The 12,062-nt window shown below is 54.2% G+C and carries 15 protein-coding genes; 10 read left to right on the top strand and 5 right to left on the bottom strand.

Annotated features, from left to right (window positions below; all coding sequences use genetic code 11):
• The first annotated feature begins 1 nt into the window (after position 1).
• The 6 genes from fliG to G549_RS0109860 are packed head-to-tail and all read left to right on the top strand — an operon-like array spanning position 2 to position 6,059.
• Positions 2–1,069, top strand: a complete 1,068-nt coding sequence (fliG, locus tag G549_RS0109835) for a flagellar motor switch protein FliG (RefSeq protein WP_027834891.1) — start codon at positions 2–4, stop codon at positions 1,067–1,069.
• A gap of 3 nt (positions 1,070–1,072) precedes the next feature.
• The gene (locus G549_RS21345) at positions 1,073–1,783 is read left to right on the top strand and encodes a FliH/SctL family protein (RefSeq protein WP_051213596.1); all 711 of its coding nucleotides are present in this window, start codon (positions 1,073–1,075) and stop codon (positions 1,781–1,783) included.
• Complete coding sequence (gene fliN, locus G549_RS0109845; RefSeq protein WP_027834892.1) at positions 1,783–2,148, top strand: flagellar motor switch protein FliN; 366 nt, start codon at positions 1,783–1,785, stop codon at positions 2,146–2,148. Before G549_RS21345 ends, fliN begins: the two co-directional genes overlap by 1 nt.
• Before the next feature lie 10 nt (positions 2,149–2,158).
• Positions 2,159–3,529: a sigma-54-dependent transcriptional regulator FlbD gene (gene flbD / locus G549_RS0109850; protein ID WP_027834893.1), complete on the top strand. Its 1,371-nt coding sequence runs from the start codon at positions 2,159–2,161 to the stop codon at positions 3,527–3,529.
• Positions 3,530–3,548: 19 nt separating this feature from the next.
• On the top strand, positions 3,549–5,687 hold the full coding sequence (gene flhA / locus G549_RS0109855) for a flagellar biosynthesis protein FlhA (protein ID WP_027834894.1): 2,139 nt from the start codon (positions 3,549–3,551) through the stop codon (positions 5,685–5,687).
• Between the two features lie 9 nt (positions 5,688–5,696).
• Positions 5,697–6,059 carry a GFA family protein gene (locus tag G549_RS0109860; RefSeq protein WP_027834895.1) on the top strand — a complete coding sequence of 121 codons (363 nt, stop codon included), beginning with the start codon at positions 5,697–5,699 and terminating at the stop codon, positions 6,057–6,059.
• 27 nt (positions 6,060–6,086) lie between these two features.
• On the opposite strand, the gene G549_RS0109865 is transcribed toward G549_RS0109860, so the two are convergent.
• Positions 6,087–6,503, bottom strand: a complete 417-nt coding sequence (locus G549_RS0109865) for a hypothetical protein (protein WP_027834896.1) — start codon at positions 6,501–6,503, stop codon at positions 6,087–6,089.
• Positions 6,504–6,629: 126 nt separating this feature from the next.
• Here G549_RS0109865 and G549_RS0109870 point away from each other — a divergent pair, with 126 nt between their 5' ends.
• On the top strand, positions 6,630–7,316 hold the full coding sequence (locus G549_RS0109870) for a hypothetical protein (protein ID WP_169449635.1): 687 nt from the start codon (positions 6,630–6,632) through the stop codon (positions 7,314–7,316).
• A gap of 30 nt (positions 7,317–7,346) precedes the next feature.
• On the opposite strand, the gene G549_RS0109875 is transcribed toward G549_RS0109870, so the two are convergent.
• Complete coding sequence (locus G549_RS0109875) at positions 7,347–8,564, bottom strand: MFS transporter (protein WP_027834898.1); 1,218 nt, start codon at positions 8,562–8,564, stop codon at positions 7,347–7,349.
• Between the two features lie 164 nt (positions 8,565–8,728).
• Between G549_RS0109875 and G549_RS19775 the strand changes: the two genes are divergently transcribed.
• Both G549_RS19775 and G549_RS19780 read left to right on the top strand, forming a co-directional pair.
• Positions 8,729–9,538: an RNA polymerase sigma factor gene (locus G549_RS19775; protein WP_051213597.1), complete on the top strand. Its 810-nt coding sequence runs from the start codon at positions 8,729–8,731 to the stop codon at positions 9,536–9,538.
• 114 nt (positions 9,539–9,652) lie between these two features.
• On the top strand, positions 9,653–10,045 hold the full coding sequence (locus G549_RS19780) for a YybH family protein (RefSeq protein WP_169449636.1): 393 nt from the start codon (positions 9,653–9,655) through the stop codon (positions 10,043–10,045).
• 41 nt (positions 10,046–10,086) lie between these two features.
• Here G549_RS19780 and G549_RS0109890 read toward each other — a convergent pair whose 3' ends face one another.
• A complete protein-coding gene (locus G549_RS0109890; protein ID WP_027834899.1) occupies positions 10,087–10,482 on the bottom strand; it encodes a hypothetical protein in 396 nt (131 codons plus the stop codon).
• Positions 10,483–10,494: 12 nt separating this feature from the next.
• Positions 10,495–10,770, bottom strand: coding sequence for a VOC family protein (locus G549_RS0109895; protein WP_169449637.1), 276 nt, complete (start codon positions 10,768–10,770; stop codon positions 10,495–10,497).
• Positions 10,771–10,924: 154 nt separating this feature from the next.
• Here G549_RS0109895 and G549_RS0109900 point away from each other — a divergent pair, with 154 nt between their 5' ends.
• Positions 10,925–11,371, top strand: coding sequence for a winged helix-turn-helix transcriptional regulator (locus G549_RS0109900; RefSeq protein WP_027834901.1), 447 nt, complete (start codon positions 10,925–10,927; stop codon positions 11,369–11,371).
• Here the strand turns inward: G549_RS0109900 and G549_RS0109905 are convergent.
• The gene (locus G549_RS0109905; protein WP_210162416.1) at positions 11,368–12,051 is read right to left on the bottom strand and encodes a formylglycine-generating enzyme family protein; all 684 of its coding nucleotides are present in this window, start codon (positions 12,049–12,051) and stop codon (positions 11,368–11,370) included. The genes G549_RS0109900 and G549_RS0109905 overlap by 4 nt on opposite strands.
• Between the last annotated feature and the right edge of the window lie 11 nt (positions 12,052–12,062).

Here is a 12,062-nt window from a genome sequence, read left to right on the forward strand (position 1 = left end):
TATGGCCGAAGGACAAGCAAATCAAGTCACAAACACCGGCAACCAACTGGTTGTTGAAGAGGGCGCAAACCAGCGTGAACTTGCAGGTGACGAAAAAGCCGCCGTGCTGTTGCTGGCGCTTGGCCCTGATTATGGCAAACCCATTTTTCAGGAACTGGACGATATTGAAATCCGCCAGCTTTCACGCGCCATGTCCCAGTTGGGCCCGATCACCCAAGACATGCTCGATACGCTTTTTGTGCAATTTATCACCAGCCTGACCACCAATGGCGATCTGTCAGGTAACGTCGATTCCACCGAACGGCTGCTGCTCTCCTTCCTATCGCAGGAGCGGGTGGACATGATCATGGAAGAAATTCGCGGCCCGGCCGGACGGAACATCTGGGAAAAACTGTCAAATGTTCAAGAAGACGTGTTGGCCAGCTTTTTGAAGAATGAATATCCGCAAACCATTTCTGTGGTGCTGACCAAGATCTCAACGGAACACGCCTCAAAAGTGCTGGCGAACTTGCCCGATGAGTTGGCCCTGGACGTGGTGCAGCGCATGTTGGCCATTGAACCCGTGCAAAAGGAAATTGTCGAGAAAATCGAAACCACCTTGCGCACCGAATTTATGTCGACCCTGTCGCACACCCGCCGCCGCGACAGCCATGAACAAATGGCCGACATCTTTAACGCCTTCGATCGGCAAACTGAGGCACGCTTCCTCACCGCTTTGGAAGAACGTGATCTTGAATCTGCCGAACGTATTAAAGCCCTGATGTTTACATTCGAAGATTTGGGCAATTTGGACGGCACCGCCATCCAAACCGTGTTGCAGCAAGTGGAAAAACCATTGCTCACTTTGGCATTGAAAGGCGCAAACGACGAAACCAAAGAGAAGTTCTTGGCCAATATGTCAGCCCGCGCTGCCAAGATGATGCGCGACGATATGGACGCCATGGGGCCTGTGCGGCTTAAGGATGTGGATGAGGCCCAATCTGGCATGGTGAACTTGGCCAAAGATTTGGCCGCGAAAGGCGAGATCGTCATCACTAAAGGCGGCAACCAAGAAGAGATGATTGGATAGGTGATGGCCCAACCCGCAAAATTCAACTTTGATTTGGACCTTTCAAAGGCCACCCGTGACTCGCAATTGATTGAGGATAAAGAACTCAATCAAATGCTAGAGCGTGCCCGTGCTGAAGGCCACGCCCAAGGCTATGCCGAAGGCGAACAAAGCGCGCAAACAGTGGCGTTGCAACAAATAGTGGCCGCAACCCAAAGCCTGGCCAACCAAGCCGGTGCCTTTAGCCAGGCCATGGACAAAGCCCAGAACGAGCATTTGGCCACCGCTGCCCAAATGGGGGCAACCGTGGGCAAAAAACTTGCCGCTCATCTGGTGGCGGCACAGCCCGAGACAGAAATTAAAGCCCTGTTGACCGATAGTCTGTCGACTTTGGGCAAGGCAGGCCATGTCGCCATTCGCTGCAATGAAGAATTGAGCACACACATCAAAGAGATTGCTGAAGAACATGCCGCCAATTCTGGCTTTGAAGGCCGCTTAATCATTTTAGGCGAACCCGACATTCCCCCCGGCGATTGCCGGATCGAATGGTCTGACGGGGGATTGGTGCGCGAATTCGCCACCATCGCCGAACAAATTGAGGGCAAGGTGGCCCAATATGTGCAGGCAAAAACCGGCCGCGCCCCCCATCCCGAAACTGCCAATGCAACTGATCAGCACCAAGAGGCAACACATGATTTGCCTGATGCCGACATGTTGATTGGAGAGGAAGTATAATGAGCGATACCGACGATCCCATCGAAAATGAAGATGGCCCTTCTCTAGCAGATATGGCCGATCAACTCGAAGAGATGCAACCTGGCGCCAGCGATACGCAGCAGGAAAGCAATGTGGAGAAAAACGCCTCCGATCTGGAAGCCGTTTTTGATGTGCCCGTGCGCATTTCTGCCGTGTTGGGCCGCACCCGCATGCCGGTCGCCAAATTGCTGCAAATGGATGCGGGCACCATTGTCGAGCTAGATCGGCAAGTGGGCGAGGCCATTGATATTTATGTAAATGATCGCCTGGTGGCGCGTGGTGAAATTGTGCTTGTGGAAAACAAGCTCGGCATCACCATGACCGAAATCATCAAGGCGAATTAGGAGTAATAAAATGCGACTTCTGATTATTGGCGCACTCGAAGGCCAATTAAGCGAAGCGACCAAACTGGCGATGGAAGGCGGCGCGAAAGTCGCCCACGCCGATAGCATCGAGGTTGCGCTGGCCAGCCTGCGCGCCGGACGCGGGGCAGACCTGTTGCTCGCCGATGTTATGGCCGATATTCCGGGCCTGTTGGCCGCGCTTGAAGCCGAACGCATCCACATTCCCGTGGTTGCCTGTGGCACAGAAACAAATGCAGCGGCGGCCGTAAACGCCATTCGCGCTGGGGCAAAAGAATATATCCCCTTGCCACCAGATGCGGAATTGATCGCCGCCATCATTCAGGCCGTTGCGCGCGAAAATTCTGATTTTGTGCATCGTGATCCAGCCATGGCCAAACTGGTCAAACTGGCGGATCAAATCGCCCCCTCCGACGCGAGCGTGTTGATCACGGGGGAAAGCGGCACCGGCAAGGAAGTGATTGCCAAATATGTGCACACCCACTCCAAGCGCGCTGCCAAACCATTCATTTCGATCAACTGCGCCGCCATCCCGGACAATTTGCTGGAATCTGAACTGTTCGGCCACGAAAAAGGCGCCTTCACTGGCGCCGTTGGCCGCCGGATCGGTAAATTCGAAGAAGCCAATGGCGGCACATTGCTGCTGGACGAAATCTCGGAAATGGACGTGCGGCTGCAAGCCAAATTGCTACGCGCCATCCAAGAGCGGGTGATTGATCGCGTGGGCGGCAACAAGCCTGTGCCCGTCGATATCCGCATCTTGGCCACCTCCAACCGCGATTTGACCCAGAGCGTAAAAGACGGTCATTTCCGGGAAGATTTGCTGTTCCGCCTGAATGTGGTGAATTTGAAAATCCCCGCCCTGCGCGAACGCCCCGGTGACATTCCTGTGTTGGCCGAGCATTTCATCAAGAAATACGCGCAAGCCAATGGCGTGGAGGAACGCCCCCTCTCCCAAGACGCCCGCCAAGAACTGGTGCGCGCGCCATGGCCGGGCAATGTGCGTGAGTTGGAAAACACACTGCACCGCGCGGTGTTGTTGGCCACTGAAGATGAAATCGATGCAGAAGCCATTCGCTTGCCAGATGGCACCGGCCTTGCCGATGCGGCAGCTGCCAACAATTTGGCCGCACAGGCTGCGCAAACGGCTGAAACCGCCGCGCGCGCCATGGTGGGCCGCACCGTTGCGGATGTGGAAAAAGAACTGATCCTCGACACGCTGGACCATTGCTTGGGCAATCGCACCCACGCCTCCAACATTCTGGGGATATCTATCCGAACATTGCGCAACAAGCTCAACCAATATGCTCAAGATGGGGAAATGATCCCCGCGCCGGGCGAGAATCGCGGCAGTGCAGCATAGTCAAAGGCAACAACGGTAAATGAGCGACAGCCAAACCACCGAAACAACTGAGCAACCAGTACGAACAAGCGGTTTTCCTTCGATCGGCCGCATGATCGAGCTGGTACGTCAGGGTGACTTTGCCCTCGCCATTGGTGTGATCTCCATCCTTGTGGTGCTGATCATGCCTATGCCAGCCATCATGCTCGATATGCTGCTGGCCGTGTCCATCGTGTTCTCTGTTTTGATCATGATGACCACTTTGTTTATCCGCACACCGCTCGAATTTTCCGCCTTTCCCACCGTATTGCTGATCGCGGCCATGATGCGGCTGGCGCTCAATCTGGCGTCCACCCGCCTGATCCTGGCCAATGGCCATTTGGGCACCGACGCCGCGGGCAATGTGATTGAGGCCTTCGGCAACTTCGTGATGCAGGGCAACTTCGTCATCGGGATTATCGTTTTTGCCATCCTGATCATTGTGAACTTCATCGTGATCACCAAAGGTTCTGGCCGGATCGCGGAAGTAGCTGCCCGCTTCACCTTGGACGCAATGCCCGGCAAGCAAATGGCGATTGACGCCGACCTGTCTGCTGGCCTGATTGACGAAAACCAAGCCCGCACCCGCCGGAAAAATCTTGAAGATGAAAGCTCTTTCTTCGGCGCCATGGACGGTGCCTCGAAATTCGTGCGTGGCGATGCCATCGCAGGGCTTTTGATCACCTTCATCAATATCGTTGCCGGGATCATTATTGGTGTCGGCCAACAACAATTGTCGCTCAACGAAGCGGCCAACAACTATACATTGCTGACCGTGGGCGATGGACTGGTTTCGCAAATTCCGGCCCTGATCGTTTCCACCGCCGCAGGCTTGCTGGTCTCCAAGGCCGGTGTGACCGGCAGCGCCAACCAAGCTTTGGGCGAACAGTTCTCCGGCTATCCCCGCGCATTGGGCATGACCGCCGGTGTGATGGCACTTATGGCCATTTTGCCCGGTATGCCCGCCATTCCCTTTTTGGCCCTGGCTGGCGGCATGGGCTATCTCGCCTATCGATCACGCGGCAAGATTGATAAGAAAGCCGCCGACGAGTTGGCTGAACAAACTGCCAAAGACGTGGAAGCCGATCCAAAATCCAAAGAGCCGCCGATCACTGACGCGTTGAAAATGGACGAGCTGAAGCTTGAGCTGGGCTATGGCCTGTTGTCCATGGTCAAGGAAGATGAGACCGGCACCGACCGCTTGACCGAACAGATCAAAGCGCTGCGCCGCCAACTGGCCACAGATATGGGCATTTTGATGCCCTCAGTGCGCATTCTCGACAATATGCAATTGCAGCCGAACCAATATGTGGTGCGCATCAAGGAAGTGGATTCCGGCGGCGGCGAGGTTTACCCCTCGCAATATATGGTGATGGACCCGATGGGCAATCAAATCGACATGCCCGGCACCCACACCATTGAGCCCACATTCGGACTGCCCGCCACCTGGATCGACAGTGGCCTGCGCGATGAGGCGGAGATCAAAGGCTATACCATTGTGGACCCTGCCTCGGTCATCTCCACCCATTTGACCGAAATTTTGAAGTCCAATGTCTCAGACCTTCTGTCCTACGCAAATGTGCAGGAACTGTTGAACAATCTTCCGTCCGAACAGCAAAAGCTGGTCGACGATATTGTGCCAAACCTGATTTCCGTTTCCGGCATTCAACGCGTGCTGCAAATCTTGCTGGGCGAGCGTATTTCCATTCGCGATCTGCCCACCATCCTTGAAGGTGTCGCCGAAGTTGCGGGCAGCGCAGCAACGGCCAAACAAATGGCCGAACATGTCCGCACCCGCCTATCCCGCCAATTGTGTGCCGCCAATTCTGGCCCTGATGGCAATTTGCCCATCATCACCCTGTCCCATGATTGGGAAAGCGATTTCGCTGACGCCATGGTGGGCGAAGGCAGCGAACGGCATCTGGCCATGGCGCCGTCGCGCCTGCATGAATTTATCCAAGCCGTGCAACAGGCCTTTGAAGAAGCCGCGCAAGTGGGCGAGCTGCCCGTGTTGATCACCTCACCCTCTATCCGCCCGCATGTGCGCTCCATTATCGAGCGCTTCCGGCCACAAACTGTGGTGATGAGCCAGAACGAAGTGCACCCGCGCGCCAAGCTAAAAACGATCGGCAGCATTTAGGAGCGTCACATGATTAAGGGCACCTGCCATTGCGGCCAAATCTCTTATGAATTTAACGACACGCCGCCCTATGCCAATCGCTGCAACTGCTCGATCTGCCGGCGCCTCGGCACTTTGTGGATCTATTCAGATGCCAGCAACATCAAGCTTGAAGGGCTGGATGACAGCACCAGCATCTCCTATTCCCATGGGGATAGGGAGCTGGACTTCCGCACCTGCAACAGATGCGGCACGACCATATTGTGGCAGCAACTGGCCACCCCAGGCGAAGGCCGCATGGCCGTCAATCTGAATATGGCCGATCTCGACGTGATCAACAGCATCCGCATCCGCCATTTTGACGGCGCGGATACATGGACGCATTTGGATTAGGAGTCGAAAAACGATCAGCTAGCTGATCTAGATCGTGCAGTTGAGCCTGTTCGCTTCCGCTGACAAACGTTCGAGATGATATTGATAACTGTATCTGGCAGATTCAGCTTTTGAAATGCGATGCAATAGATCTCGCTTTGCTGCTTCTAGTTTGGACTTTTTGATTTCCTTCGCCATGATATCAACCTGAATCTTTTCGGCAGAAATGCCCGCGGCTGCTGCGCTTGCCCCTCTGCTGGCCACAGTGGAGGCCATCAGCACGGCTTGCTGCTTTTGCAAGTCGAAAATCTCTTCATTTAATTCAGATAATTGATTTTCCACATTACTTTTTTGTGTGTAGAAGTCAGCAATTTTTTGACTAACTCCACGAATAAGCTTTTGATTTTCTCTAATCCCGTAGGACAAATCTCGACATTTTTTTGGATCTGTTTCAGTATTTGACATAAGTATCCTCAATTATTGGTGAGGACATGATTGTAATTTACCCCGAGACACCGGAGATAAGTTTCCGTGCGAAAAATACTAAATCAATGTTTTTTAAATGCTTTCTTGATTGTCATCTCAATGATTATGCCAACATCCCTGGCATTTGCCCTAGACTGGTCCTTTAAGGTTCATCCACATCCGCTCTTCGACGAACTGACCCAAGATGAACATGATGCGATCTTTGCGGCCATACGGGATGAAAGTGAGCGCGAATGCGCCAAGGCGCAGCGCCTGCAATTTCAAATATACCTGAAGCGCTATCCTTCATTTGCAGACACAGGCACTAGCGAAAGCCGGAAAAAGGCCTGGCTGCACCATGTTCTGGGAACGCCATTGGATGTGGAACGCACCTGCATACTGTTCGCCGAAGTCTCAAAGCTTATAGAGCTCACAAAAAATGCAGAAGAGACTGACTTCTTCTTCTGTGGCAAATTTTCCCGTCCCCCTGAATCCGCCAAAGAAGAAGAGATCGCCACCCTAATCCGCGAAATTTTCGGCTATATCCAGACGGATGAACCGGGCCGCGCCAACAAATTTCTCAGCTACAACGCCATCGGCCCCATCATCGAATTGCACCCGGATATCGAATATTATTATCGCGCACGCTTTACCCCGCCCGACTATATCGACAAGAAAAAAGTCATGCGCCAAACCGTGCACCCCAACCACAGCTTTTCTCCTGCCCGCAAGACGGAGCTGAATCAGGCGATTGAGGCGGGTGATGTGCAGCGGGTGATAGACACAATGGGCGATTGCTTTCGGTCCAAATAGGACTTCTGCCCATTGCGACGAAGGTGAGGACTAGCTGGTCAAAGGCGGTGCTGTGTGCCTGATCATTAAAGCCCGACCCGCCCCGCAAAGGGCAAAGACCAACAATAGGGCAGCAATCACCCCATAAAGACCGTTAAAGCCATAGCGGGTGATCAAAGCCATGCTGACGAAGGGCGAAATGATCTGCCCCAGAAACACCGACATGGTGAGCAGGCCGCCAGCGCGGCCGCGATGTTGCGCCGGGGTGACTTTTAAGGCGATGGCGACAAAATTTGGCATGACTGATGCAAAGCCCCAGCCCACCAGAATGGCGCCGATCAGGGCCAGCCAGAAATTGGCGGCCACCATCAACACCAGAAAACCTGCGGCCATAATGCCATAGCCGAGGCCAAGCGTGCCCGCTGCGCCAATGCGTTTGTGCAGGCGGGCATAAAGCAGCGCCGCTATGCCGCCGGAAATGGTGAGCGCGCCGAGCACATTGCCGGTGGCCAGTGCCGGGTCCAGCCCCATGCTTTTCAGAAAGAAGGGCAATTGGGTGGGCATCACAAAAAAGATCAGGCTGGTCAGCATTTGCAACAGGATCATGCCAAGCAAGACCAATGGCCAGCCCAGTTGTGGCGCAGGTCGGGCATTAGCACCGGTAGCCCGTTGCGCGGCGCTCAAGCGTGGTGGATCGACGATCACCCGCCACATCAGCGGCAAAAACAGCGCGGCCAGCCCATAGAGCAAAAAGGCAAATTCCGGCGCGATGGCCGCCAACAGCCCGGCCAGAAAGATCGCGACAAAACCGCCAAAATTGCGGGCGGAAATTTGCAGCCCCATCAATTGCTGGCGCTGGTCGCCTTCAAAATAGTCGCCAATCAAGGCGGTCTGGGCCGTCATGATCAGCGCTACGGCCACGCCCATCACCAAGCGGGATGCAAAGATACTGTTCAAATCCTGCAGGATCACGCCCGCCAAACCGCTGAGCACAAATAGTATAACGCCGGACAATAATAGCATCCGTCGCCCGACTCGATCGGCCAATATGCCGATAAACGGCGCAAACAGCACCACGCTGATGGAGGGTGCAGGCACCAATAACCGCGTCAGCAGTTCCACCTGCGGATGGTCGGCAAAGCGCAGTTCCAACCCGGCCAGCGCCGGGCTGATGGTGGCATTGGCCATGGTGGTGAGCGTGGCGGCCAACAACAGAGCGATGCCGCGCGGGTCGCGTAAAACGGAGGGGAAAGACAGAGAAAAAGGCATAGCTTATTCCTTCAAAAAGTGAGCCATGCCCTTTCATCTACAACTTCAAGTCAAGTTGAGGTCAAGCGCTTTTCCATCACGCCACATCAACTTTTTTAAAAAAAGCTGTCACACTTGGTCACCAATTGCTGTCTAACTCTTCATCAACACGCGAGGCGAACAAGATGACGCAAGAGATTTCGACACATATTGAAAACGCACAGCAAGGCGATGCGGCGGCATTGGATCATGTGGTGCGCCATTGCCAAGACCGCGTGCATCGGCTCGCCCTGCGCATGTTGGCAGATGAAGATCAGGCGCTTGATGCCACCCAAGAAATTCTTATTCGCATCATCACCAAACTGTCGACCTTTCGCGGCGACGCAAAATTTGACACCTGGGCCTATCGCATCGCCACCAATTATTTGCTGACCGCACGAAAAGTGCGGGCCAATGACCCGGCGTTGACCTTCAATCAGTTTGCCAGCGATTTGACGCAAGATCTGGTGGACGATCAGAACGCCGCGCCAGACGACCACACCATGATCAATGAGTTTCGCATCAAATGCACAATGGCCATGGGCCTATGCCTCGACCGAAACCATCGCGCCGCCTATGTGTTGGGCGACATTTTCGAGCTGGAGCACAAAGAGGCAGCCGAAGTTTTGGAAATCGAACCCGCCACCTTCCGCAAGCGATTGTCACGCGCCAGAGACAAAATCGTCGCCTTTACCGCACAATCTTGCGGGCTGGCCAATCCCAAAGCGCCCTGCCGCTGCAACAAGAAACTGCCGCATGCCTTGGCCACAGGCTGCGTTGCGCACAAACCCAACCCGATCTTTGCCGACGCGCCCAGTTACGCAGAGGCCAAAGAATATGCCCAGACCACTGTGGACGCACTTTTGGCCAGCAAATTACAAAATGCCACCGGATCACTCAAATCACCAAAAGACTTTGCAGTTGAGATTTTGAGCCTGGTGGAACCGCAGCACTAACCCACAACCAACTCAACCAAATCGGAGAATTTGATGAACCGTGTTTTCACCCGGGTGGCTTCGCTCGCCCTAATTTTGACCTCAACCCTTAATGCAAATGCAGGAGAACCAACCATGACAAACGCACAAAAAGCTGCCCTCACCGCCGTTGAACACATGACCAGCGCCTTTCAAAATGGCGACATTGACGGGGTGATGCAATCCTATGAGCCAAACGCCGCCGTGGTGTTTGAACCAGGCAAGCCGATCAATGATGCCGCCCAATTGCGCGCCATGTTTGCGGCGATGGCGGAAATCAAGCCGCAATTCACCTATAGCGGCCACGATGTGCATGTGGCGGGCGACATTGCCCTGCACATCGCCCCCTGGGATATGACCGGCACAGGCCCCGACGGGCAGGAAATCAAGGAAACCGGCCTGAGCGTATCTGTTTTGCGCAAGCAAGCAGATGGCACATGGAAATTGGTGATTGATGACCCCAATGGCAGCCATCTGATGGCCGACTAGTAAAATGGCCCCGGCATCACTATGTCGGGGCTTCTCTTTGCTCAGGACAGGCTTTGATGCACAAGGCCCAAAATCAGTCCATATAGACTGAACTGCACGAGGCTGGCGCTGGCTTCCACCCATGTCCACGAGGTGACAGAGGGGACGGCATATTTGGACGGCTCGACAAGGGCAATATAAAGCCCGAGAAAAGCGCCAAAGGTGAGAGACACAAGCAGCCCATCCAGAAGGCTTGGCTGGGCGCTATAAAGGCTTAGCGCCAAGGACATAATCACGCCCTGCACCACCATCACACTGATGCCAAGCGGCAAAATGGGATCAGCCCGCATAAAAGCGATTTTTCCATAATGCGCCTTGTTGATCGCAAAATGGGACAGGCCCTGCACGCCAAAGGTGACCACCACAAACGCCAGAACAGAGATTAAGTGTTTCAACATCTCGATCTCCTCCTATGCCCGCTGCCAGAGGGCGAGAACCGCCCCACCCGGATCGCGGATAAAACTGGCCGTACCCGCGGGGCCTTGCAGATTCTCCGCCAAAATGTCCGCGCCATATTTACCTGCGCGGCGCACGGCATCGGACAGCACTGGCACCTCCACATAAGGCACCCAGCCCTGAACGTCCGCCATCTCATCCGTGGTGCCGGCAAAGGGCAATTGCTCGCCCTGGCTCAACATACTGACCGGCCCCATATCCTTGGCCACCCACCCAAATAAATTTGCCAAAAAGGCTGTTGTTTCGGCCCTTTTGGGCCCGACATTATCAAACCATACAAATGGCACAAACATCATTTCCTCCAATTCACTTGCAAAATGCAAGTTAAATCTATGAAGTTCACTTTTAATTTGCAAGAGATTTTTTTCAGCCTATATTTGGGGAATGAAAAACCACAACAAAACAGACTGGGCAGGTTGCCCGGTGCGCTATGCTGCGGGCATCTTCGGCGACAAATGGTGCTTCATTCTGCTGCGGGATATTTTGCTGCACGGCAAACGCTATTATGGCGAGTTCCTGACGTCTGAAGAAAAAATCTCCACCAACATTCTGGCCAACCGCCTCGCCCATCTGGAACAAACGGGCATGTTAACCCGGCATGTCGACGCCCAGAAAAAAAGCAAGGTCTTTTACCTGCCCACGGCAAAGGCCCGCGCCCTCCTGCCTGCTTTTTTAAACATTATGGTCTGGTCGACCGAACATGACGCCCAGACCGAGGCACCGGACTCTTTTGCAAAGGCTATGCAGCAGGATCCCATCAAGACAGTTGAATATTATCAACGCCAGATTGATGCGGCCGATGCAAGATGTCACAGCACAAGCAACAGCTAACGCCGCGTCCGCGCCAACCGGAATCCAAGATCGTCTATGTCATATGTGGGATGGCTGCGCCGTCGATTGGTGGCCAGGCATCCGCGCTCCGGATCGTTCCAGCCGCCGCCACGAAAAATGCGATAGCTGCCATAGACTTCGGGGTCATACACGTCGAAACACCATTCCCAGACATTGCCCAGCATATCGCGCAAGCCAAAGGCGTTAGGCGCCTTCTGCCCCACCTCATGGGTTGTGCCACCCGAATTCCCCTTGAACCACGCGATCTCACCAATCTCGCCATAGAGCGGCGATGACTGCCCGCCCAACGCGGCAAACTGCCATTCTGCATCATGGGGCAAGCGGAACCCGTCTGCCAAAAGATCCTCGGTTACATGATCCTTGCTTTCGCCCATCTGATAAACAGGGCGCAAATCGAAATGGGTTGATATCTGATTGCAGAACTGCACCGCATCATACCAGGACACATGCTCTACCGGGTGATTTGCCCCCGTAAAGCGCGCCGGATTATTTCCGGTGACCTGATGGTAAAGCGCTTGTGTGACGGGATATTTGGATAAACAGAACGGTTTCAACTCAACTTGCCATTTGGCCTGAATGCGATCGTCGCGCAAATCGACGCGACCGCCTTCAAGCTCAACAAAGTCGGCTAAAACATCGTCCAAATCCAAATGGTCCACAGTGCGCTTTT

Origin of the sequence: Maritalea myrionectae DSM 19524 (assembly GCF_000423365.1) — a bacterium.
In the GTDB taxonomy this organism is placed as follows: domain Bacteria; phylum Pseudomonadota; class Alphaproteobacteria; order Rhizobiales; family Devosiaceae; genus Maritalea; species Maritalea myrionectae.

Bases quoted from the DNA above. Each gene is read 5' to 3' on its own strand.
- fliG (WP_027834891.1), top strand. From the start codon at position 2: ATGGCCGAAGGACAAGCAAATCAAGTCACAAACACCGGCAACCAACTG.
- G549_RS21345 (WP_051213596.1), top strand. From the start codon at position 1,073: ATGGCCCAACCCGCAAAATTCAACTTTGATTTGGACCTTTCAAAGGCC.
- fliN (WP_027834892.1), top strand. From the start codon at position 1,783: ATGAGCGATACCGACGATCCCATCGAAAATGAAGATGGCCCTTCTCTA.
- flbD (WP_027834893.1), top strand. From the start codon at position 2,159: ATGCGACTTCTGATTATTGGCGCACTCGAAGGCCAATTAAGCGAAGCG.
- flhA (WP_027834894.1), top strand. From the start codon at position 3,549: ATGAGCGACAGCCAAACCACCGAAACAACTGAGCAACCAGTACGAACA.
- G549_RS0109860 (WP_027834895.1), top strand. From the start codon at position 5,697: ATGATTAAGGGCACCTGCCATTGCGGCCAAATCTCTTATGAATTTAAC.
- G549_RS0109865 (WP_027834896.1), bottom strand. From the start codon at position 6,503: ATGTCAAATACTGAAACAGATCCAAAAAAATGTCGAGATTTGTCCTAC.
- G549_RS0109870 (WP_169449635.1), top strand. From the start codon at position 6,630: ATGCCAACATCCCTGGCATTTGCCCTAGACTGGTCCTTTAAGGTTCAT.
- G549_RS0109875 (WP_027834898.1), bottom strand. From the start codon at position 8,564: ATGCCTTTTTCTCTGTCTTTCCCCTCCGTTTTACGCGACCCGCGCGGC.
- G549_RS19775 (WP_051213597.1), top strand. From the start codon at position 8,729: ATGACGCAAGAGATTTCGACACATATTGAAAACGCACAGCAAGGCGAT.
- G549_RS19780 (WP_169449636.1), top strand. From the start codon at position 9,653: ATGACAAACGCACAAAAAGCTGCCCTCACCGCCGTTGAACACATGACC.
- G549_RS0109890 (WP_027834899.1), bottom strand. From the start codon at position 10,482: ATGTTGAAACACTTAATCTCTGTTCTGGCGTTTGTGGTGGTCACCTTT.
- G549_RS0109900 (WP_027834901.1), top strand. From the start codon at position 10,925: ATGAAAAACCACAACAAAACAGACTGGGCAGGTTGCCCGGTGCGCTAT.